Annotated in this window: 19 protein-coding genes and 2 tRNA genes; 8 read left to right on the top strand and 13 right to left on the bottom strand. The window is 70.3% G+C overall.

From position 1 onward, the window contains the following. Positions 1–34 precede the first annotated feature (34 nt). Both F1615_RS09920 and F1615_RS09915 read right to left on the bottom strand, forming a co-directional pair. Positions 35–1,084, bottom strand: coding sequence for an acyltransferase family protein (locus F1615_RS09920; protein ID WP_149548514.1), 1,050 nt, complete (start codon positions 1,082–1,084; stop codon positions 35–37). A gap of 154 nt (positions 1,085–1,238) precedes the next feature. Further along, positions 1,239–3,863, bottom strand: a complete 2,625-nt coding sequence (locus F1615_RS09915; RefSeq protein ID WP_149548513.1) for a valine--tRNA ligase — start codon at positions 3,861–3,863, stop codon at positions 1,239–1,241. A 137-nt stretch (positions 3,864–4,000) separates the two neighbouring features. On the opposite strand from F1615_RS09915, the gene F1615_RS09910 reads away from it, so the two are divergent. Both F1615_RS09910 and F1615_RS09905 read left to right on the top strand, forming a co-directional pair. Then, positions 4,001–4,966 (top strand): hypothetical protein, encoded by a 966-nt coding sequence (locus F1615_RS09910; protein ID WP_149548512.1) that lies wholly within the window; start codon positions 4,001–4,003, stop codon positions 4,964–4,966. Positions 4,967–5,002: 36 nt separating this feature from the next. After that, positions 5,003–5,875 carry a hypothetical protein gene (locus F1615_RS09905; protein WP_149548511.1) on the top strand — a complete coding sequence of 291 codons (873 nt, stop codon included), beginning with the start codon at positions 5,003–5,005 and terminating at the stop codon, positions 5,873–5,875. A 63-nt stretch (positions 5,876–5,938) separates the two neighbouring features. Here F1615_RS09905 and clpX read toward each other — a convergent pair whose 3' ends face one another. From clpX to F1615_RS09880, 5 genes are all read right to left on the bottom strand, one after another. After that, positions 5,939–7,225 (bottom strand): ATP-dependent Clp protease ATP-binding subunit ClpX, encoded by a 1,287-nt coding sequence (clpX, locus tag F1615_RS09900; RefSeq protein WP_037935513.1) that lies wholly within the window; start codon positions 7,223–7,225, stop codon positions 5,939–5,941. Between the two features lie 184 nt (positions 7,226–7,409). After that, positions 7,410–8,090, bottom strand: a complete 681-nt coding sequence (locus tag F1615_RS09895; protein ID WP_149548510.1) for an ATP-dependent Clp protease proteolytic subunit — start codon at positions 8,088–8,090, stop codon at positions 7,410–7,412. Positions 8,091–8,201: 111 nt separating this feature from the next. Then, positions 8,202–8,807, bottom strand: a complete 606-nt coding sequence (locus tag F1615_RS09890; RefSeq protein ID WP_051858342.1) for an ATP-dependent Clp protease proteolytic subunit — start codon at positions 8,805–8,807, stop codon at positions 8,202–8,204. 375 nt (positions 8,808–9,182) lie between these two features. Next, positions 9,183–10,583, bottom strand: a complete 1,401-nt coding sequence (gene tig, locus F1615_RS09885) for a trigger factor (RefSeq protein WP_149548509.1) — start codon at positions 10,581–10,583, stop codon at positions 9,183–9,185. Between the two features lie 165 nt (positions 10,584–10,748). Further along, positions 10,749–10,825, bottom strand: a tRNA-Pro gene (locus F1615_RS09880). Between the two features lie 166 nt (positions 10,826–10,991). Here F1615_RS09880 and F1615_RS09875 point away from each other — a divergent pair. Next, positions 10,992–11,065, top strand: a tRNA-Gly gene (locus tag F1615_RS09875). A 66-nt stretch (positions 11,066–11,131) separates the two neighbouring features. On the opposite strand, the gene F1615_RS35920 is transcribed toward F1615_RS09875, so the two are convergent. Further along, on the bottom strand, positions 11,132–11,287 hold the full coding sequence (locus F1615_RS35920; protein ID WP_208818284.1) for an integrase: 156 nt from the start codon (positions 11,285–11,287) through the stop codon (positions 11,132–11,134). Here F1615_RS35920 and F1615_RS09865 point away from each other — a divergent pair. Further along, complete coding sequence (locus tag F1615_RS09865; RefSeq protein ID WP_149548507.1) at positions 11,286–11,741, top strand: NUDIX domain-containing protein; 456 nt, start codon at positions 11,286–11,288, stop codon at positions 11,739–11,741. The two genes, F1615_RS35920 and F1615_RS09865, sit on opposite strands and share 2 nt — an antisense overlap. Positions 11,742–12,121: 380 nt before the next feature. Then, entirely contained in the window at positions 12,122–12,616 is a 495-nt protein-coding gene (locus F1615_RS09860; RefSeq protein WP_149548506.1) for a hypothetical protein, read from the top strand. Between the two features lie 319 nt (positions 12,617–12,935). On the opposite strand, the gene F1615_RS09855 is transcribed toward F1615_RS09860, so the two are convergent. Next, positions 12,936–13,130, bottom strand: coding sequence for a hypothetical protein (locus F1615_RS09855; RefSeq protein WP_037935257.1), 195 nt, complete (start codon positions 13,128–13,130; stop codon positions 12,936–12,938). Positions 13,131–13,764: 634 nt separating this feature from the next. On the opposite strand from F1615_RS09855, the gene F1615_RS09850 reads away from it, so the two are divergent. Beyond that, positions 13,765–14,976, top strand: coding sequence for an acyltransferase family protein (locus F1615_RS09850; RefSeq protein ID WP_149548505.1), 1,212 nt, complete (start codon positions 13,765–13,767; stop codon positions 14,974–14,976). A 13-nt stretch (positions 14,977–14,989) separates the two neighbouring features. Here F1615_RS09850 and F1615_RS09845 read toward each other — a convergent pair whose 3' ends face one another. Next, positions 14,990–15,451, bottom strand: coding sequence for an HD domain-containing protein (locus F1615_RS09845; protein ID WP_149548504.1), 462 nt, complete (start codon positions 15,449–15,451; stop codon positions 14,990–14,992). A 27-nt stretch (positions 15,452–15,478) separates the two neighbouring features. After that, positions 15,479–16,660, bottom strand: a complete 1,182-nt coding sequence (locus F1615_RS09840; RefSeq protein ID WP_149548503.1) for a PP2C family protein-serine/threonine phosphatase — start codon at positions 16,658–16,660, stop codon at positions 15,479–15,481. A 163-nt stretch (positions 16,661–16,823) separates the two neighbouring features. Here F1615_RS09840 and F1615_RS09835 point away from each other — a divergent pair, with 163 nt between their 5' ends. Beyond that, positions 16,824–18,077, top strand: a complete 1,254-nt coding sequence (locus F1615_RS09835) for a GNAT family N-acetyltransferase (protein WP_149548502.1) — start codon at positions 16,824–16,826, stop codon at positions 18,075–18,077. A gap of 6 nt (positions 18,078–18,083) precedes the next feature. Here the strand turns inward: F1615_RS09835 and F1615_RS09830 are convergent, their stop codons facing one another. Continuing rightward, positions 18,084–18,911, bottom strand: a complete 828-nt coding sequence (locus F1615_RS09830) for an Fpg/Nei family DNA glycosylase (protein WP_149548501.1) — start codon at positions 18,909–18,911, stop codon at positions 18,084–18,086. Positions 18,912–18,955: 44 nt separating this feature from the next. After that, a complete protein-coding gene (locus tag F1615_RS09825) occupies positions 18,956–19,441 on the bottom strand; it encodes a ribose-5-phosphate isomerase (protein ID WP_149548500.1) in 486 nt (161 codons plus the stop codon). A 205-nt stretch (positions 19,442–19,646) separates the two neighbouring features. Between F1615_RS09825 and F1615_RS09820 the strand changes: the two genes are divergently transcribed. Beyond that, positions 19,647–21,131: an amino acid permease gene (locus tag F1615_RS09820; RefSeq protein WP_149548499.1), complete on the top strand. Its 1,485-nt coding sequence runs from the start codon at positions 19,647–19,649 to the stop codon at positions 21,129–21,131. The last annotated feature ends 55 nt before the right edge of the window (positions 21,132–21,186 follow it).

Below are 21,186 nucleotides of genomic sequence, written 5' to 3'. Positions count from 1 at the left end.
CCCGGGCGCCGCCCGGCAGCCCCCGGGTCCCGCGTCAGCCGAGCCATCCGCGCAACCCCAGCCGGCCCCACAGGACGCTCACGGCGAAGGACAGCGCGGCGGCGGCCACCGCCGTCACGGCGAGCGCCACGGGTGCCCAGAACCCGTGCGGAAGCCCCTCGGCGACGGGCCTGACCAGCAACAGCACGAACAGCAGATGCACCAGGTACGTCCCGAACGACGCGTCCGACAGCCGCTCCAGCACCGCCCGCGCCCGCTCCGGCACACGCACCCCGCCGACCGCGCCGAGCACGGCGAAGGTCAGCGCGGCCACCGCGACGCTCCCGTAGGCGGCGGGGTGCCGAACGGTGAGCTGGTACACGGTGAGGGCGACGAGGGCGACCGCCGCGCCCGCGAGCCACAGCGCGCGCGGACCGCGCCGCCGGGCGGCGAGCAGGGCGGCGCCCGCCACCGCGTACCCCAGGGTGGACAGCGACACCTTCCACTCCCAGGCGGGCAGCGCCAGCCCGGTGAGGGCCCGCACGTCCCCGACGAGCGCCGGGGCGACGGCGAACGCGACGAGCAGCAGCAGCGACCTGCGGGGGGCGGCACGCCGGCCGAGGACGAGCACCGCGACGCCGAGCAGCAGCAGGAGCGGCACGTAGGTGTAGAGGTACCAGAGGTGGAAGGCGGCCTCCACGGATCCGAAGAGCGCCCGCAGCGCCTCCCTCGCACCACCGTCGAGGGGCGGCCCGGACAGGTGCTGCCAGAGGAGGTAGACCGCCGTCCACACCGCCATCGGGCGCAGGATCCGTCCGAGCCGGGTGAGGAGCTGGGCCTCACCGCGCACCGGCGAGCCGGCGAGGGCGGCCCAGCCGGCCATCGCGAAGAACACGGGCACGGCGAACCGGCCGGCCGAGTCGCCGAGGACACCGGTCGTGCGGTGGCCCGCGTCCAGGAACTCGGCGGAGGCGTGGACCAGCACCACGGCGGCCGTGCACAGGACGCGCAGGAGGTCGATGTCGTACCGCCGTTCCCGGCCGGGTCCGCCCCGGGCGGTCGGTTCGGCGGGCGGCGCGGCGGTGGGGGGCGCGGTGCGGGGCATCGTGGGGGTGCTCCTGGGGGCGTCGGCCTGGTCGGCCTTGCGGTGGGCAAAGCCGCAGGCTCTCCCCGGCGGGTTACGCGGCCCCCACCACGACGTGAACGGCCCCCGACCGGGAGAACACCGGTCGGGGGCCGCGGACGGTCCGTGTCGGCCGTCAGGCCTCGGGCAGGCGCTCGAGCTGGGTCTGGATGCGGACGATGTCCTCGTCCGCCTTCGCCAGCCGCGTGCGGATCTTGTCGACCACGTGGTCCGGGGCCTTCGCCAGGAACGCCTCGTTGCCGAGCTTGGCCGTCGCCTGGGCCTTCTCCTTCTCCGCGGCGGCGAGGTCCTTGGCGAGCCGCTTGCGCTCGGCGGCGACGTCGATCACGCCGGACAGGTCCAGCGCGACCTCGACACCCGCGACGGGCAGGGTGGCCGTCGCCGTGAACGCCTCGCCCTCCGGCTGGAGGCGCAGCAACTGCCGGATGGCCGGCTCGTGCGCGGCGAGCGCCGTGCCGTCGAGGGTCAGCCGGGCCGGGACCCGCTGCCCGGGCTGCAGTCCCTGGTCGGCCCGGAAGCGGCGGACCTCGGTGATGACGGACTGCAGCGTCCCGATCTCCCGCTCGGCGTCCGCGTCCCGGAAGCCGCTGTCGGACGGCCACTCGGCGATGACGACGGACTCGCCTCCCGTCAGCGTCGTCCACAGCGTCTCGGTGACGAACGGGACGACCGGGTGGAGGAGCCTGAGCGTGACGTCGAGGACCTCACCGAGGACGCGCTTGCTGACCTCGGCCGGTTCCCCGCCCGCCTGGAAGGTGGTCTTGGACAGCTCGACGTACCAGTCGAAGACCTCGTCCCACGCGAAGTGGAACAGCGCGTCCGAGAGCTTGGCGAACTGGAAGTCGTCGTAGTACGCGTCGACTTCGGCGACCACCGAGTTCAGCCGGGACAGGATCCAGCGGTCGGTCGGCGACATCGCCGACGCGTCCGGCAGCGGGCCCTCGACCGTCGCGCCGTTCATCAGCGCGAAGCGGGTCGCGTTCCAGATCTTGTTGGCGAAGTTGCGCGAGCCCTGGACCCAGTCCTCGCCGATCGGCACGTCGACACCGGGGTTGGCGCCGCGCGCGAGCGTGAAGCGCAGGGCGTCGGAACCGTACTTGTCCATCCAGTCCAGCGGGTTGACCGCGTTGCCGAAGGACTTCGACATCTTCTTGCCGAACTGGTCGCGGACCATGCCGTGCAGGGCGATGGTGTGGAACGGCGGGGTGCCGTCCATCGCGTACAGGCCGAACATCATCATCCGGGCGACCCAGAAGAAGAGGATGTCGTAGCCGGTGACCAGGACGGAGTTCGGATAGAACTTCGCGAGCGACTCGGTCCGTTCGGGCCAGCCGAGGGTGGAGAACGGCCACAGGCCCGAGGAGAACCAGGTGTCGAGGACGTCGGTGTCCTGGTGCCAGCCCTCGCCGGCCGGCGGCTCCTCGCCGGGTCCGACGCAGACGACCTCGCCGCCGGGCCCGTACCAGACCGGGACGCGGTGGCCCCACCACAACTGCCGTGAGATGCACCAGTCGTGAAGGTTGTCGACCCAGTCGAAGTACCGCTTCTCCATCTCCTGCGGGTGGATCCTGACGCGCCCGTCACGGACCGCGTCGCCCGCCGCCTTCGCCAGCGGACCGACCTTGACCCACCACTGCATGGACAGCCGCGGCTCGATGGTGGTCTTGCAGCGCGAGCAGTGGCCGACGCTGTGGACGTACGGCCGCTTCTCGGCGACGATCCGGCCGTCGGCGCGCAGCGCGGCGACGATGGCGGAGCGGGCCTCGAGCCGGTCCAGGCCCTGGAAGGGGCCGTGGGCGGTGATGACCGCGTGCTCGTCCATCACGGCGATGGCGGGCAGGTCGTGGCGCCGGCCGATCTCGAAGTCGTTCGGGTCGTGGGCCGGGGTGACCTTGACGGCACCCGTGCCGAACTCGGGGTCGACGTGCTCGTCGGCGACGACCGGGATGGAGCGGTCGGTCAGCGGCAGCTTGACGAGCTTGCCGATGAGGTGCTGGTAGCGCTCGTCCTCGGGGTGGACGGCGACGGCCGTGTCACCGAGCATCGTCTCCGCGCGGGTCGTGGCGACGACGATGGTGTCGTCCCCGTCGCCGTACTTCATGGAGACGAGCTCGCCGTCGTCCTCCTGGTAGTCGACCTCGATGTCGGAGATCGCGGTCAGACAGCGCGGGCACCAGTTGATGATGCGCTCGGCGCGGTAGATCAGCTCGTCGTCGTAGAGCCGCTTGAAGATGGTCTGGACGGCCGTCGACAGGCCCTCGTCCATGGTGAAGCGCTCGCGCGACCAGGCGACGCCGTCGCCGAGGCGGCGCATCTGGCCGCTGATCTGGCCGCCGGACTCGCCCTTCCACTGCCAGACCCGCTCGACGAACGCCTCGCGGCCGAGGTCGTGGCGGGACTTGCCCTCCTTGGCGAGCTCCCGCTCGACGACGTTCTGCGTGGCGATGCCGGCGTGGTCCATGCCCGGCTGCCACAGCGTCTCGAAGCCCTGCATGCGCTTGCGGCGCGTGAGGGCGTCGATGAGCGTGTGCTCGAAGGCGTGCCCGAGGTGCAGGCTGCCGGTGACGTTCGGCGGCGGGATGACGATGGTGTACGGAGGCTTGTCGCTCTTGGCGTCCGCCTCGAAGTAACCGCGCTCCACCCAGCGCTCGTACAGCGGCCCCTCTACGTCGGCCGGCGCGTACTGGGTCGGCAGTTCGGTGGTGGGCGCTGGTGGCTGCTGCTGAGCGTTCTCGGTCACAGGGCTCAGTTTAGAGGCGTCACGGGCCTGTCCCGAAACGCGTTTCGTTTGTAACGGTGCGACCCCCACTGGCCTGAACGCTTCCCTCCTGAGTCAGGATGTCAGCAACGCGTAAGCATCTGGAGGGGAACCCAGTAATGAGTTACAACCAGCCGGGCCCGTACGGCGGGCAGCCCCAGCAGCCCGGGCCGTACGGCCAGCCGGGTCCTTACGGCCAGCCGCCGCAGGCTCCGCAGCCCGGCTACGGCTACCCCCAGCAGGCGCCCCCGCCCGGCCAGCCCGGATACGGCTACCCGCAGCAGCCCGGCCAGCCCGGCGTCCCGCCGCAGCAGCCTCCGTACGGCCAGCAGCCGCCCTACGGTCAGGCCCCGTACGGCATGCCGCCCCAGCCCCCGGCGTCGGGCGGCGGCGGCAAGAAGGCGGCGATCATCGTCGGCGCGGTCGCGGTCGTCGCGGCGATCGGCGTGGGCGCGTACTTCGTCATCGGCGGGAGCGGAGGCGGCCTGGAGGACGACGGCCCGCACAAGCTGTCCACCCCGGCGACGGTCCTCAGCGAATACAAGCGGGTCGGCGACGGAAATCAGTCGAGCGACGCCGACGTCACGAAGGACATGGCGAAGAGCGGCGTCAAGAACGGTACGGCCGTCGTCGGCCAGTGGTCGACCGCCGACTTCAGCAACTACGACCCGCAGGACCCCACCACGCTGCCCGACCAGTCCGAGCTGCTGACCGCCAAGGGCATGACGATGGTGGGAGGGTACGGCGAGATCGCCGACCCCCAGGCCGTCCTGGACAAGTTCTTCGCCAACATCCAGAAGGAAGTCAAGGAGAGCTCGACCAGCGACACCGGGGGCATGCAGAACGCCGAGCTGGTCGGTGACCCCGAGGAGGTCCAGATCGACGGCGCCGTCGCCAAGTGCCAGTCGACCAAGGCCACCAACGCGCTGACCAAGAAGGAGTCGACCGACTGGTTCTGCGCCTGGGCCGACCACAGCACGGTCGCCATGGTCTCGCCCGGTGACAACGGCAGCACCGGCGTCGGCAAGGACACGGCGGTGGACCTGACCACCAAGCTCCGCGAGCAGGTCCGCGTCAAGGACTGACCGGCAGCGAACGAGCGACTGGAGGGGAACCCAGTAATGAGCTACAACCAGCCGGGCCCGTACGGGGGTCAGCCACAGCAGCCGGGGCCGTACGGCCAGCCGCCGCAGACGCCACAGCCCGGCTACGGCCAGCTGCAGCAGCCCGGCCCGCCCGGCGTCCCGCCGCAGCAGCCGCCCTACGGCCAGGCCCCGTACGGCGTGCCGCCCCAGCCCCCCGCGCCCAGCGGCGGCGGCAGGCGGACGGGTCTGATCATCGGCGCGGTCGCGGTCGTGGCGGCGCTCGGTGTGGGTGCGTACTTCGTCCTCGGCGGGAGCGGGGGCGGCGGTGCGGACATCGCGGACGACGGCCCCCACAAGCTGGTGCCGCCGGCCTCGGTCGGCGAGTACAAGAAGGGCGGGTCCGGTTCGAGTGACGGCGGCCCGACGGGGACCGACTCCGCCGCCGACCTGGAGAAGATCGGCATCAAGAGCGGCACGGTGGTGAAGGCGTCGTACGCCAGCGGCTCGTCGGCGAAACTCGGCAAGGCCATGGCCTTCAACGGCGCCCACGGGAAGATCGGCGACCCGGAGGACACCATCGACCGGGGCTTCGCCACCGCCCACGCCAACTCCAAGGACACCGGCGACAACGCGGGCGGGGCCGAGACGGTCACCTGGAAGGGCAGCCCGGAGACGGTCGAGCCGGACGGGCTCGACGGTGCCGTCATGAAGTGCCAGACGGCCTCGATCTCCGAGGGCACGACCAAGCTCGAGATGCCGGTGTGCGTGTGGGCCGACCACAGCACCTACGGCGTGGTCAACGGACTGGACCTGGCCGCCGCGCAGAAGGGCGGCAGCGGCGGCCTCGCCACGGACGACGTCGCCTCGTTCGCCGCCGAACTGCGCTCCGCCGCGCGGGTCAAGGCCTGACCGTACGAACGCCGAAGGGGCCCCGGGTCGACCCGGGGCCCCTTCGCGTTGCCGTGGCGGCGGTCAGGCCGTCTTCTGCTCGCCCGAGCCCCGGCCGCGGGCGTCGCGGGGGATCAGGGTCGGGTTGACGTTGGAGAGGACCACGTCCGCGGTGATGACGACGCGGGCTACGTCCTTGCGGGACGGGACCTCGTACATCACGCCCTGGAGGACTTCCTCCATGATGGCGCGCAGGCCGCGCGCGCCCGTCTGGCGGAGGATGGCCTGGTCGGCGATGGCCTCCAGCGCCTCGCGCTCGAAGTCCAGCTCCACACCGTCGAGTTCGAACAGGCGCTGGTACTGCTTCACCAGTGCGTTGCGCGGCTCGACCAGGATCTGGAGCAGGGCCTCCCGGTCCAGGTTGTGGACGCTCGTGATGACCGGGAGCCGGCCGATGAACTCGGGGATCATGCCGAACTTGACCAGGTCCTCCGGCATGACCTCCTCGAACTGGTCCTTGGACTCCATCTCCCGCTTGGAGCGGATCGTCGCGCCGAATCCGATGCCCTTGGCGCCGGCCCGGCCCTCGATGATCTTCTCCAGGCCGGCGAAGGCGCCGCCCACGATGAACAGCACGTTCGTCGTGTCGATCTGGATGAACTCCTGGTGCGGGTGCTTGCGTCCGCCCTGCGGCGGGACGGAGGCCGTGGTGCCCTCGAGGATCTTCAGCAGGGCCTGCTGTACGCCCTCACCGCTGACATCGCGCGTGATCGACGGGTTTTCACTCTTGCGGGCGACCTTGTCGATCTCGTCGATGTAGATGATCCCGGTCTCGGCCTTCTTGACGTCGTAGTCGGCCGCCTGGATCAGCTTCAGCAGGATGTTCTCGACGTCCTCGCCGACGTATCCCGCCTCCGTGAGCGCCGTGGCGTCGGCGATCGCGAAGGGGACGTTCAGCATGCGGGCCAGGGTCTGGGCCAGCAGGGTCTTGCCGGAGCCCGTGGGGCCCAGCAGGAGGATGTTGGACTTCGCCAGCTCGATGGCGTCGTCACGGCCCTGGGCGCCGCCGTTCTCGCCGGCCTGGACGCGCTTGTAGTGGTTGTACACGGCGACGGAGAGGGCCTTCTTCGCCGACTCCTGCCCGACCACGTACCCCTCGAGGAACTCGTAGATCTCGCGGGGCTTCGGGAGCTCCTCCCAGCGGACCTCGCTGGTCTCGGCGAGCTCTTCCTCGATGATCTCGTTGCAGAGATCGATGCACTCGTCGCAGATGTACACACCGGGCCCTGCGATGAGCTTCTTGACCTGCTTCTGGCTCTTGCCGCAGAACGAGCACTTGAGCAGATCGCCGCCGTCACCGATGCGTGCCACGGTGTGCTTCCCCTTCGCCTGGGAGACGCCCGGACGTCCGTGTCCGGTCGGCTCCTGGTGCTGCCTTATGTCCGACGGTACCTTGCCGAGCCCCCCGTTCGGGCCCCCCTTGGCACGGTTCACTTTGACGTGGACCGTGCCAAACCGTGCCAAGGGGCGGCAGACGTTACACCCCCGCCCCGCGTCAGCGCAGGCTGGAGTTGTCCATCTTCCGGGTGGTGATGATCTGGTCGATCAGGCCGTACTCCAGTGCGTCCTCGGCCGTGAGGATCTTGTCGCGCTCGATGTCCTCGCGGATCTTCTCGATCGGCCGGGTGGAGTGCTTGGCCAGCATGTCCTCCAGCTGCGTACGCATCCGGAGGATCTCGTTGGCGGCGATCTCCAGGTCGGAGACCTGGCCGCGGCCGGTCTCGCTGTACGGCTGGTGGATCAGCACGCGGGCGTTCGGCAGGGCCATGCGCTTGCCGGGCGTGCCGGCGGCCAGCAGGACGGCGGCGGCGGAGGCCGCCTGGCCCATGCAGACCGTCTGGATGTCCGGCTTCACGTACTGCATCGTGTCGTAGATCGCCGTCAGCGCGGTGAAGGAGCCGCCGGGGCTGTTGATGTAGACCGAGATGTCGCGGTCGGGGTCCATCGACTCCAGGCACAGCAGCTGCGCCATGACGTCGTTGGCGGAGGCGTCGTCGATCTGCACGCCGAGGAAGATCACGCGCTCCTCGAAGAGCTTCGCGTACGGGTCGTACTCGCGGATGCCCTGGGAGGTGCGCTCGACGAAGCGCGGGATGACGTAACGGGACTCGGCCGCGGGGCCGGTGTACTCGGCACGCGCACGGTCGTACAGGCCGCTGCCGGTGAAGTCGTTCACGGTGTCTCCTGGAAAGGGGCTGAGGCGGTCGGCTGGGGCTGCTGGGGCTGTTCACCGGGCCCGGGGGCGCGGCGGGGCTTCAACGGGACCACAGGGGCTCCGTACGGCCGCTCAGGCCCCGGTGCCGCCACCGCCCGGCATGCCGGCGGCCGTGGGGATCACGTCGTCGATGAGGCCGTACTCCTTGGCCTCGAAGGCGTCGAACCAGCGGTCGCGGTCGGAGTCGCGGGTGATCTGCTCGACCGTCTGGCCGGTGTGCTGGGCCGTGAGCTCGGCCATGCGCTTCTTGGTGTGCAGCAGCCGCTCGGCGTGGATCTTGATGTCGGAGGCCGAGCCTGCCAGACCGGCGGACGGCTGGTGGATCAGGATCTCGGCGTTCGGCAGCGCGAAGCGCTTGCCGGGGGTGCCGGCGCTCAGCAGGAACTGGCCCATGGAGGCCGCGAGGCCCATGGCGATCGTCACCACGTCGTTCTTGATGAACTGCATGGTGTCGTAGATCGCCATGCCGGCCGTGATGGAGCCGCCGGGGCTGTTGATGTACAGGTAGATGTCCTTGTCCGGGTCGGCGGCAAGGAGCAGCAGCTGTGCGGTGATCTTGTTGGCAATGTCGTCGTCGACCGGCTGGCCGAGGAAGATGATCCGCTCGCCGAGCAGCCGGTTGTAGACCTGGTCGCCGAGGCCACCACCGATGGAAGGCTCGCCGGCGGCTGAGGGCATCAGATTCGTCACGTATCCACCTGCTCGTCTTACGACGGCGCCGGGCCGTCTCACGTTTCCCTGCGGGGGGCCTGCGGCGGTTCCGCCGTGGTATTCCGGCCCCGTATTCATGGACCCTAACGCGGTGGCTCCGCCGGGGAATCCCGGTAACGGGGGTGTTCGCCGGGGGCGTAGAGGGGTGTACGCCGCGAGCTGCTCCGCAGGGTGCGCCGGATGCCTGTTCGCCGTAGGGGCTTGTGTCCTCGGGTGGCTGCGGGCCGTCCGTGGTTCCCCGCGCAGTTCCCCGCGCCCCTGGGGGGTGTCCTGCCGTACGCCGAAGGGCCCCGGCGTGATACTCCGGGGCCCTTCGTACGTCGGTCGTGCGTGACGCGAGGGTCAGCCCTCGGTCTTCTCCTCGGCCGGGGTCTGAGCGGTCTCGGACTCGGCGGCCTCGGCCTCGGCGGCCTCGGTGGCCTCGTCCTCTTCCTCGTCCTCGAGGTCGACGATCTCGCCGTTGGTGTCCTTGACCGTGGCCTTCTCGACCACGACGGCCAGGGCCTTGCCGCGGGCGACCTCGCCGACGAGGAGCGGGACCTGGCCCTGCTCGACGACGGCCTGGGCGAACTGGTCGGGGGACATGCCGGAGGAGGCGGCGCGCCGCATGAGGTGCTCGGTGAGCTCCTCCTGGTTGACGTTCAGCTTCTCCTGCTTGACGAGCTCGTCGAGCACGAACTGGGTCTTGATGCCCTTGACCGCGGCCTCACGGGTCTCGGTCTCGAACTCCTCCTCGGTCTTGCCCTGGATCTCCAGGTACTTCGCGAGGTCGAGGCCCATCTGGCCGAGCTGGTGGTGCTCGAGGTTGTGCTTGCGGGTGTTGATCTCGTCCTCGAGCAGCTTCTCGGGGACCGGGACCTCGACCAGCTCGAGCAGCTTCTCCAGGACGCGCTCCTGGGCCTGCGTGGCCTGGTCGTACTGCTTCATGTTCTCCAGGCGCTTGCGGCTGTCCGCCTTGAGCTCCTCGAGGGTGTCGAACTCGGAGGCGAGCTGCGCGAACTCGTCGTCCAGCTCGGGCAGCTCGCGCTTGGCGACCTGGGTGACCTTGACGGTGACCTCGGCCTCCTTGCCGGCCGCCGAACCGCCCTTGAGCTCGGAGGTGAAGGTGGCCTCGCCACCGGCCTCCACGCCCTTCACGGCGTCGTCGATGCCGTCCAGCAGCTCGCCGGAGCCGATGGTGTAGGAGACGCCGCTGGCGACGCCGTCCTCGAGGACCTCGCCGTCGACCTTGGCCTCCAGGTCGATGGTGACGACGTCGCCGTCCTCGGCGGCGCGCTCCACCGGGGAGGTGGAGGCGAAGCGCTCGCGGAGCTGCTCGACCGACTTGTCGACGTCCTCCTCGGTGACCTCGACGGCGTCGACCTCGACCTCGATGCCGGAGTAGTCCGGGATCTCGATGGCCGGGCGGATGTCGACCTCGGCGGTGAAGTTCAGCGTCTCGCCGTCCTTCAGCTCCGTGATGTCGACCTCGGGCTGGCCCAGCGGGCTCAGCTCCGCCTCGTTGACCGCGTCGGTGTAGAACTTCGGGAGGGCGTCGTTGACGGCCTCCTCCAGCACCGCACCGCGGCCGAAGCGCTGGTCGATGACCCGGGCCGGGACCTTGCCCTTGCGGAAGCCCTTCACCGTGACCTGCTGGTTGATCTTCTTGTACGCCGCGTCGAGGCTGTCCTTGAGCTCCTCGAAGGGCACCTCGACAGTGAGCCGAACCCGGGTCGGGTTCAGGGTCTCCACGGCGCTCTTCACGGTTCGGTCTCCTTGTGGCTGACTTCTCGGGTTCTGCCGGGACCAGAGCGGTCCGGCCGATTCGCCGCCCGGAGGACTTTCAGAGACACACGGGCGTGCAGCTTGCATAGTAACGGCAGCGGCTGCGGCACCCAAAAGGCGATCACCGGTGCATGGGCAGGTGGCTGGTCGGGGTGGCGGGATTTGAACCCACGGCCTTCCGCTCCCAAAGCGGACGCGCTACCAAGCTGCGCCACACCCCGTTCGGTGCGACACGTAGGGTACATGCACCCAGGCGGAACGGCCGCCGCATTTCCCGGGCGCGGTGCGGCGCCGGCGGCCGGCCGGGAACGGGGTGTGCGACGAGGGCGCACAACCCGCTACGATGCCTGTCAGTGCCGTGGTCCTGCGACGCGCGGCGCACTCCGTGCGGGCGTAGCTCAATGGTAGAGCCCCAGTCTTCCAAACTGGCTACGCGGGTTCGATTCCCGTCGCCCGCTCCACATGGCTCAGGGCCAGGTCAGAGGATCATTCCTCCGCCTGGCCCTGATCACTTTCCGGGGTCCCGATCAGTCGGTCGTGTCCCCGGCGTGCCCCATGGGCTCCGGGTCCCTGCTCTTCCTGCCCCTGTCGACGAGCCCGGACACGGCATCGGCGATCAGCCGGTCACGCTCGGCGCTGGCGTGTTGGTAGATCAGCGCAACCCGGGCGGTGCTGTGGCCCATGCGTGCCATCAGCTCGCGGGTGCTGGCACCGGTCGACGCGGCGAGCGTGTTGCCGGTGTGCCGAAAATCATGGAAGTGCAGGGCACTGGCGATCCGGCGAGCGGACAACGGAACGTGGGAGTTCCCGGGCGGAGTGCTCGAGCTCTCCGAGTCCCCGGAAGACGGCGTAGCCCGCGAGGTCTGGGAAGAGACCGGAATCCGTGTCGAAGTCGACGAGCTCACAGGGGTCCACAAGAACACGACGCGCGGCATCGTCGCCCTGGTGTTCCGGTGCAAGCCGTCGGGAGGCGCTGAGCGGACATCCGCGGAGTCAACAGCGGTCGACTGGCTCACGCCCGAAGAGGTGGCCGAGCGCATGACCGAGGTCTTCGCGGTGCGGCTGCTCGATGCACTGGACGGCAACGGGCCCCATGTCCGGAGCCATGACGGCAAGCACCTGATCCAAGCGCGGTAAGAATTTCCCTACTTCATCAAGCCCGCGCACGGCGCGGGTGCGCGCCGCCTGTACGGCGGGGCCGCCGCCCTGTCTTCGCCAGCGGCGGCCCCGCCCGGCGGCGCGCTGCGTGCAGCGGGCGAAGCTGGAACGTCAACCGCGGCTACAAGATGATGCCTCCGGCGGGGGATCGGCCGGCACCGGGATGGAGGGGGCTCCGTCGCCGTCTGCGGGCCCGTAGGGGTGTCTCTCTGGACGCCCTGAACCACGCCCGCTCCACGGTGTGTGGGTCGACGGCGGACGGGATGGGAGCTGGGGCGAGTGGTGGGCGCGGGGTCCTCTATGAAGTGCGTCAAGGAAATCGGACTGCGTTCGGGCGGCGAGGCGGGGAGCATGGCGAGATGCCGGATCTGCTATGGGACGACGTCAGGAACTTCCTCGACCCTGACTTGATGGGTGCTCTGCCGGATGTTTCCGTGGCGGGCACCTCGGTGGAGGACTGGCAGGCGGTGTTCGATCTGGTCCAGTCGAACGGCTGGGCGTGGGAGTACTCGGAGGGCGGCGTCGTCGGGGCGCTGCCTCGTGCGGTGGAGGTGCTGACGCGGCCCGCCGATGCCGAGACGGTCGCTCTGCGGGTCTGGCCGGTTCCGGGCGTGCTGGCGATCTTCTGGCCGATGGTTGCCGAGGAGATCGACTTCGATGTCGACCTTCGCGAGCTGCAGGGTCAGGAAGGAGTGGATGTCCTGTGTCGGTTCCTGACTGTGGTGGGCCGTCGGCTGAGCAAGCTGGTGGTCATGACCGCTTCCGGGGACTACGGGAACCCGGTGCTCGGGTTCGATCCCGCGGCCGACCGCGTGGTGCTGATGGCGGACCCGCAGCTCATCCAGCTCATCTGACCGCCGGGACCGGCCATTGGCCTCGTACTGGCCGGAGCGCCGGAAGGCAGAGAACGCGGCAGAGAGACACACGTGCCCCCTGCGTGCCCGATGAGGGGGCACCGCACGGGGAACAGCGGGGAGTCACTGCAACCAGATCGGAAACGCGCAGGTCAGTATCCCGCCAGGTCAGCCGCCGTCCGCATACGCGATTTTCCAAACTGGCTACGCGGGTTCGATTCCCGTCGCCCGCTCTGTACGGCTCAGGGCCGGGTCGAGGTCTTCCTCGACCCGGCCCTGATCGTTGTGGCGGACCGGTTCCACGCGGGGCGGGGCGGGGTCAGAAGCTGATCGAGTTGATCATCTCCGCTATCGAGTCCAGGAACCGCTGGATGTCGTCGGCCATGCCCGTCGAGGCGAGGAAGAAGCCGAAGAGGACGGCGACGACGGCCGGCCCGGCCTTGAGCGAGCCACCTCTCAGCAACACCACCAGGATGATCGCCAACAGCAGCACCACTGACAGTGAAATGGCCACAACTGATCACACCCTTGGTCGGTTCCGCTTCCCCGGCCCGGGCGACGCGACCCCGCGCACCCCGCCAGAACCATCGTGCCACCAACCGGGCCGCCCTATGCGGCCGCTGACGCATCGTCCGCCTCACAGTGTCCGGACGGCGTCCCGCCGGGAGTGGTCCGCACCCGCCCGCGGGGGCCAACAGCGCTGTATCGCACGACAATTCGAAGGAGCACCCGCCAGGGAATTCGATCACATCGTTTCCGTCTCCACACAACGCGTTCGCAGGTAATTCGAATTGTCGCCGCAGGTGAACCGGGGAGCCGGGGGGCGAGCCTTGATGGGGTGACGAAGCCGGACATATCACCGGAGTCGCCTGCCGGTCATATGCATGGTTTAGTCCGTAATAATCAGGACAAAGCGGTCCGCGAGGCGGTCAAGTCGCGTACCTGGTTGATGTGTTGACCATCACCTCACCCGCATGCGCGTTTTCTCGAATCCGGGGTACCCGAGCGGGATAACCAGGAATGACGTCGGGCGTTTTACGAAATCCCACGGACAACGCTAGGGTGCCTCAGATGTTCCACGCTGCCTCGTCCCCCGCAAGCGCAGCGAGCTCACCGATCGCCTCCCCGAGTTCCTGCCGGGAGGGTCAGTGACGAACTCGCAGCGACCGTACGGCAACCACAGGACGCCGCTTCCCCCGGCACGGACACCGGCGAACGGAGTACCGAGCCCGCGCACCGAGAACAACCCGCGCACCGAGAACAAGGAGAGCGACCGGCCGGCGCCGTCCGGCAAACAGCGCGACGCGTTCTTCGACAACGCCAAGTACCTGGCGATCGTGCTGGTGGCCGTGGGTCACGCCTGGGGGCAGATCCTGGACGACGGGGCGGTGGAGACCGCGTACCGCGTCGTGTACACCTTCCACATGCCGGCGTTCGTCGTGATCTCCGGCTACTTCTCGCGCAGCTTCGACCTGCGCCCCAAGCACATCAAGCGGCTGGTCACCGGCGTCGTCGTCCCCTACGTCGTCTTCGAGACCGCCTACTCCCTGTTCCAGCGCTACGGCAACGACGACCCGGACCACGGCATCACTCTGCTCGACCCCACGTACCACCTGTGGTTCCTGTGCGCGCTGTTCGTCTGGCGGGTGACCACCCCGCTGTGGAAGACGATCCGTCATCCGCTGCCGGTCTCGGTCGCCCTCGCCGCCCTGGGCTCCGTGTCGCCCCAGATCGGCGACGACCTCGAACTGCAGCGGGTGCTGCAGTTCCTGCCGTTCTTCGTGCTGGGCCTGTTGCTGCGGCCGGAGCACTTCCAGCGGGTGCAGCGCCGCTCGGTGCGCCTGATGTCCCTGCCGGTGCTGGCCGCGGCGGCGGTCGTCGCCTGGTGGTCGGTGCCGCGCATGAAACTCGGCTGGCTCTACCACAGCAGTGCCGCCGAGGAGCTGGGCTCGCCGTGGTGGACGGGCCCGGTCATGGTGCTCGCGACGCTCGGCTGCTCGCTGCTGCTGACCGCCTGTTTCTTCGCCTGGGTGCCGCGCCGGCACATGTGGTTCACGGCGCTCGGCGCGGGCACGATCTACGGCTACCTGCTGCACGCGTTCCTGGTGAAGGCGGGCAACTACTCGGGCTGGTTCGACCACCCGGTGCTCAAGGAGCCGCTCGGCGTGATCGGGCTGACCGTCTTCGCGGCCGCCGTCGTCACGGTGCTGTGCACCAGGCCCGTGCAGCGGGCCCTGCGGTGCGTGGTGGAGCCGAAGATGGCGTGGGCCTTCCGGCAGGATGCCGGCGAGGCGGCCCGGGACCGCGAGCGGCTGGGGAACACCGAGGTGCGTGCGCGGGGCGAGAAGGTCCCGGTCTAGCGCTCCGTCCGGCTCATCCGCCCAGGCCGAGAAGTGCGCGCATCCGCGCGTACTTCTCGGTCAGCCGTGTGCGCGTGGCCTCGTCGAGGACGGCGAGGCGGGCCGGGTCGGCGTTGTGCGCCAGGTCCGCCTCCTTCACCAGCGCCGCGCCGGGGGTGGCGAGGATGCGGGCCGCGTACGACTCGGGCGGCTCCCCCGACCGCTTGGTGACCGCGAGGACGATGTCCTTGGTCCGCCGGGTGAGCGCGGCCTCGTGCAGCCACTGCCGCGTCAGCCTGCCGTCCTCGACGGCGTCGTGCAGCCAGGCCGCCGCGATCTGCTCCTCGTCGCCGCCGCGTTCCCGTACGCCCTCGGCGACGGCGCGGAGGTGCTCGGCGTAGGGCCGGCCCGCCTTGTCGGTCTGGCCGGCGTGCGCGGCGCGGGCGATGGCCTCCACCCGGTCCGGGGTCAGCGGGGGGCGCGGTGTCTCGGTCACCCGTTCAGTGTGCCCCGGGGCACGGGGTCAGCGGGCCGCGGCGGCGGCCGTCGGGCCCTCCCTGCATATGAGCAGCAGGGCCCGGTCGTCGTTGACGTCCTTGGCGACGGCCTCGATGAGATGCCAGGCGGCGCCGTGGAAGCCGCCGGCGACATAGCGGTCGGCCTCGCCGGTGAGGCGGTCGATGCCCTCGACCATGTCCCGGTCGGAGGTCTCCACCAGGCCGTCCGTGAACAGCATCAGGACGTCTCCGGAACGCAGCGAGCCCTTCACCGGGTCGAACTGGGCGCCGTCGTACACGCCCAGCAGCGGGCCGTCGGCCGCCTTCTCCTCCCAGCGGCCGCTGCCGGCGCTGAGCTGGAGGCCCGGTGGGTGTCCGGCGGAGTAGAGCTCGTAGTCGCCGGAGTCGAGGTCGAGCACCAGGTGGATGGAGGTGGCGAAGCCCTCGTCCCAGTCCTGGCGCAGGAGATAGCCGTTGGCGGCCGGGAGGAAGGCGTGCGGGGGGAGGCTGCCGAGCAGACCGCCGAAGGCGCCGGACAGCAGCAGGGCGCGAGAACCGGCGTCCATGCCCTTGCCGGAGACGTCCGTCAGCACGACCTCGAGCGTGCGCCCGCCGTTGGTGCGGGCCGCGACCACGAAGTCACCGGAGAAGGACTGTCCGCCCGCCGGGCGCAGCGCCATCTCCCGGTGCCAGCCGTCCGGCAGCTTCGGCAGCTTGCTCTGCACCCGGATGCGTTCGCGCAGGTCGAACAGCATGGTGCCGCCGCGCCGCCAGGGCACGCCCACCCGGCTGCGGAACTGGGCGACGAGCAGACCGAAGGCACCGCAGGCCGCGACGGTGAGGACCACGCCGGGGGTGACCCGGGCCGCGCCCTCGGTGTAGGGGCCGAGCTGTACCGCCTCCACGATCAGTGCGGTCGCCGCCGCCGCGTACAGGCCGAGCAGGCTCGCCGGGCGCAGCAGCAGGCCGCCCGCGACGATCGGTATGACCAGGGCGGCGGGTGCGCACCACACGGAGTTGGCGAGTGTCCCGGCCGCGATCAGCGGAACGGTGAGGAGCAGTCCGGCGAGTGCGATCCAGTCCGAGCCGTCCCCGCGGAAGTAGTCGACGGCGGCCCGGCGCACGCCGACCCGGGCCCGGTGCCACTGCTTCTTCAACCGGGCCGTGAACGTGTCGGCTTCCGCGCGCCGCTGTCGTCCTGCTGCCATTAGTTCGGGACCCTATCCATCGGACCGGCCGCTTGGCACGGGAGGTCCTGGTTGTCCCCCCTGACGGGGACCGGACTCACAGTGAACTTCACGGGACGGCGTGATGGGGCCGCCCGCGGGAAATTCCCTCGCTCGTCCCGCATTGCCCTGGTAGGCATGGCGCATGGCGAACGAGCAGACGGGCCCCACGCCCGAACTCCGGGTACTGCGGCCGGATGAATGGGACAAGTCGTACGCGAACCTCATCCGCGCCTTCGGCGGGCCGCCGGAGTCGGACGAGGAGCGGGAACTGTGGAACGCGCTCACCGAGTTCGGCCGTTTCCTGGCCGCCTGGGACGGCGACGAGTGCGTGGGGAGCGCGGGCGCCTTCTCCTTCCGGCTGACCGTGCCCGGCGGCGCGTCCGTGCCGGCCGCGGGTGTCACCATGGTCGGCGTCGCCGCCACGCACCGGCGGCGCGGGGTGCTGACGTCGATGATGCGACGGCAGTTGGACGACGTCCGTTCCTGGGGCGAGCCGCTGGCGGTGCTCACGGCGTCCGAGCCGGCGATCTACGGCCGGTTCGGCTACGGGGCGGCGACCTTCCAGATCAACGCGGAGATCGACACCCGGCGCGCGGGCCTGTCGGTGCCGGCCGGTACGGACGGCGTACGGCTGCGCTACGTGGCGCCCGACGACGCGCTCGACGCGTGCGAAGCGGTCTACGCGCGACTGGTGCCGGGCCGCCCGGGGATGCTGGCGCGCGGGCCGGGCTGGGAGCGGCTGGGGGTGCTCGACCCGGAGAGCGAGCGGGGCGGTGCGTCACCGCTGCAGTGTGTGGTCGCCGAGCGGGGCGGTGAGACGGTCGGGTACGCGCGGTTCCGTGTGAAGCCGTCCTGGGGAGCGGGCGGTCCCGACGGCGAGGTGATCCTCAGCGCCCTGGAGGCCTTGGATCCGGCGGCGGGCGCCGCGCTGTGGCGGTTCCTGTTCGAGATCGACCTGACGTCGACTCTGGTGGCACGGGGGCGGCCGGTCGACGACGGCTGGCAGTACCTGGTGTCGGACATACGGCGGTGCAACCCGGCACTGCGCGACGCGCTGTACGTGCGGCTGGTGGACGTCGGCGCGGCGCTCGAGGCGCGGACGTACCAGGCGCCGGTGGACGTCGTGCTGGACGTGGAGGACGTCTTCTGTCCCTGGAACGCGGGGCGTTGGCGGCTGAGCGGGGACGCGAAGGGCGCGTCCTGCGAGCGCACGCAGGACGCCGCCGACCTCGCCCTGTCGGTGCGGGAGTTGGGTGCGGCGTATCTGGGCGGAGCGGGCCTCTCGGCGCTCGCCGCGGCGGGCCGGGTGCGCGAACTGCGGCGGGGTGCGCTGGCGGAGGCGTCCCTGGCGTTCGGGAACGCCGGTGCGGCACCGTGGCTGCCGCACGGCTTCTGAGGGTTCTCAGGGGCGCTGGCAGGCGGGGCACCAGAAGAGGTTGCGGGCGGCGAGGTCGGCGGTGCGGATCCCGCCGCCGCAGATGTGGCAGGGCAGGTGGGCCCTGCGGTAGACGTACACCTCGCCGCCGTGGTCGTCGACGCGCGGCGGGCGGCCCATCGCCTCGGGTGTGTGCTCGGGGCGGACGGTGTCGATGCGGTTGTTGCGGACTCCCTCGCGCATGAGCGCGACGAGGTCGGTCCAGATCGCGTCCCACTGGGCCGGGGTGATGTCCCGGCCCGCGCGGTAGGGGTCGACGCGGTGCCGGAAGAGGACCTCGGCGCGGTAGACGTTCCCCACGCCGGCGATGACCTTCTGGTCCATCAGGAGTGCGGCGATCGTCGTACGGCTGCGGCTGATCCTGCGGTACGCGAGGGCCGGGTCGGCGTCCGGGCGGAGGGGGTCGGGGCCGAGGCGGTCGTGGATCGCCCGCTTCTCGCCGTCCGTGATCAGGGCGCAGGTGGTGGGGCCGCGCAGGTCGACGTAGGAGGCGTCGTCGGCGAGGCGGAGGCGGACGGTGTCCGTGGGCGGCGGCACCGGGGCCGGGCCGAAGGTCACCTTGCCGAAGAGGCCGAGGTGGATGTGGACCCAGTCGGTGTGCTCGGGCTCGGGGTCGCCGAAGCCGAGGAACAGGTGCTTGCCGTGGGCGTCGGTGGTGTGCAGCGGGGTGCCGTCGAGGAGGGCGGCCGCGTCGGTGAACTTGCCCTGGGGGCTGGTGACGCGGAGGGGGGCTCCGGCCCGGAAGGTCCCGGCGTAGTCCTCGGCCAGCCGATGGATCGTGTGGCCCTCGGGCACGGGGTCCCCCTCGCTCGCTGTTCCTCGTCCCGCGCTCCGCCGCCCTACTGCTGGGGGTGGTGGGCCGGGATCGGGGGGAGATCGCCGCTGGTCTCGTAGGCGGAGAGCATGTCGATCCGGCGGATGTGACGCTCGTCTCCCGAGAACGGGGTGCTCAGGAAGGTCTCGACGAACTTCGTCGCCTCGTCCTGGCTGTGCATGCGCGCGCCCACCGCGACCACGTTGGCGTTGTTGTGCTGACGCCCCAGGGTCGCCGTCTCCTCGCTCCACGCCAGGGCCGCCCGCACGCCCTCGACCTTGTTCGCGGCGATCTGCTCACCGTTGCCGGAGCCGCCGATCACGATGCCGAGGGAACCCTCGTCCGCGGCGGTCCGCTCGGCGGCGCGGAGGCAGAAGGGCGGGTAGTCGTCCTGGGCGTCGTAGACGTGGGGGCCGCAGTCGACGGGCTCATGACCCGCTTCCCTGAGCCACTCGACGAGGTGGTTCTTGAGTTCGTAGCCCGCATGGTCGGAGCCGAGATACACGCGCATGCGACGAGTGTGACACGGCCGCCGCGGGGGGACTGCGCGGGGTCCCCCCACGAGGAATGTGACGAAGGCCATAGAACCGCAGGCAAAGCCCGAGCAAAGAACCTAAATCAAAGGTTCCTGAATTCGTTCACCTCCGTTTCACTGGTCCGGCTCGTGCACCGCTCGTACGAGTACCGCTCAACCGGCGCAAAGGAAGAAACACCCCATGACTTCGCAGCCGACCCAGACGAAGGCCGGCGACGGCCCCGAACGGCCCGGCGGCCACGGCACCCCACCGGAGTCCGGCCTCCAGGCCGGGCTCAAGAACCGCCATCTCTCGATGATCGCCATCGGAGGTGTCATCGGCGCCGGCCTCTTCGTCGGTTCCAGCTCCGGCATCGCGACCGCCGGACCCGGCATCCTCCTGTCGTACGCCCTCGTCGGCACGCTCGTGGTGCTGGTGATGCGGATGCTCGGTGAGATGTCCGCGGCGAACCCGACCTCCGGGTCCTTCTCCGCACACGCCGACCGTGCGCTCGGGCCGTGGGCCGGGTTCTCCATCGGCTGGCTGTACTGGTTCTTCTGGGTCGTCGTGCTGGCGGTCGAGGCGACCGCCGGTGCCGCGATCCTCGAAGGATGGATACCGGCCGTTCCCCAGTGGGGCTGGGCGCTCATCGTGATGGTGGTGCTGACCGCCACCAACCTGGTGTCCGTGGGCTCCTACGGCGAGTTCGAGTTCTGGTTCGCCGGGATCAAGGTCGTCGCCATCGCCGCGTTCATCGTCGTCGGCGGGCTCGCCGTCTTCGGTGCGCTGCCCGGCGTCGACAGCGACCAGGCGGGGCTCGCCAACCTCACCGACCACGGCGGCTTCCTGCCCAACGGCGCCGGCGCGATCCTCACCGGCATCCTGCTCGTCGTCTTCTCCTTCATGGGCAGTGAGATCGCCACCCTGGCCGCCGGCGAGTCGGAGGACCCGCAGCGCGCCGTCACCAAGGCGACCAACAGCATCATCTGGCGGATCGGCGTCTTCTACCTCGGCTCGATCTTCGTCGTGATCTGCCTGCTGCCCTGGGACAGCAAGAGCATCACCGAGGACGGCTCCTACGTCGCCGCCCTGGACTCCCTCGGCATCGCGCACGCCGGTCAGATCATGAACTTCATCGTGCTGACGTCGGTGCTGTCCTGCCTCAACTCCGGGCTCTACACCGCCTCCCGGATGGCCTTCTCGCTGGGTCAGCGCGGAGACGCGCCGAAGGCGTTCGCCCGGACCACGAGCCGGGGCGTGCCGCGGACCGCGATCATCGCGTCGGTCGTGTTCGGCTTCGTCGCCGTCTTCTTCAACTACAAGTTCCCGGACTCCGTCTTCCTCTTCCTCGTCAACTCCTCCGGTGCGGTCGCGCTGTTCGTGTGGCTGGTGATCTGCTTCTCGCAGCTGCGGATGAGGAAGATCATCCAGGCGGAGGCGCCGGAGAAGCTGGTCGTGCGGATGTGGCTGTACCCGTACCTGACGTGGGCCAGCGCCGCGCTGATCGTGTTCGTGCTGGGCTACATGCTGACCGACACGGAGCACAACGGGCGGACCACGGTGCTGCTGTCGCTGCTGGTCGCCGGCGTCGTGGTCGCCGTCGCCGTCGTGAGGCAGCGGATGGCGGGGCGCGGTGCCGGGAACGCGCCGGACACCGCGGACCGGGACGAGGTCCGGGTCGGCTGACACGGGCGCCCCGCCGGGGTTCCGGCAGGGGCGGGGCCGGGACCGGCGGCGCGCG

This window comes from Streptomyces marokkonensis (genome assembly GCF_008312835.1).
Classification (GTDB): domain Bacteria; phylum Actinomycetota; class Actinomycetes; order Streptomycetales; family Streptomycetaceae; genus Streptomyces; species Streptomyces marokkonensis_A.
The sequence above is the reverse complement of the archived record's forward strand: the minus strand, read 5'-3'. Positions and strand labels throughout refer to the sequence as shown.

Coding starts and splice junctions, on each gene's coding strand:
- F1615_RS09920 (WP_149548514.1), bottom strand. CDS start 1,084: ATGCCCCGCACCGCGCCCCCCACCGCCGCGCCGCCCGCCGAACCGACC.
- F1615_RS09910 (WP_149548512.1), top strand. CDS start 4,001: ATGAGTTACAACCAGCCGGGCCCGTACGGCGGGCAGCCCCAGCAGCCC.
- F1615_RS09905 (WP_149548511.1), top strand. CDS start 5,003: ATGAGCTACAACCAGCCGGGCCCGTACGGGGGTCAGCCACAGCAGCCG.
- F1615_RS09890 (WP_051858342.1), bottom strand. CDS start 8,807: ATGCCCTCAGCCGCCGGCGAGCCTTCCATCGGTGGTGGCCTCGGCGAC.
- F1615_RS09865 (WP_149548507.1), top strand. CDS start 11,286: ATGCGTGCCATCAGCTCGCGGGTGCTGGCACCGGTCGACGCGGCGAGC.
- F1615_RS35920 (WP_208818284.1), bottom strand. CDS start 11,287: ATGGGCCACAGCACCGCCCGGGTTGCGCTGATCTACCAACACGCCAGC.
- F1615_RS09860 (WP_149548506.1), top strand. CDS start 12,122: ATGCCGGATCTGCTATGGGACGACGTCAGGAACTTCCTCGACCCTGAC.
- F1615_RS09840 (WP_149548503.1), bottom strand. CDS start 16,660: ATGGCAGCAGGACGACAGCGGCGCGCGGAAGCCGACACGTTCACGGCC.
- F1615_RS09835 (WP_149548502.1), top strand. CDS start 16,824: ATGGCGAACGAGCAGACGGGCCCCACGCCCGAACTCCGGGTACTGCGG.
- F1615_RS09825 (WP_149548500.1), bottom strand. CDS start 19,441: ATGCGCGTGTATCTCGGCTCCGACCATGCGGGCTACGAACTCAAGAAC.
- F1615_RS09820 (WP_149548499.1), top strand. CDS start 19,647: ATGACTTCGCAGCCGACCCAGACGAAGGCCGGCGACGGCCCCGAACGG.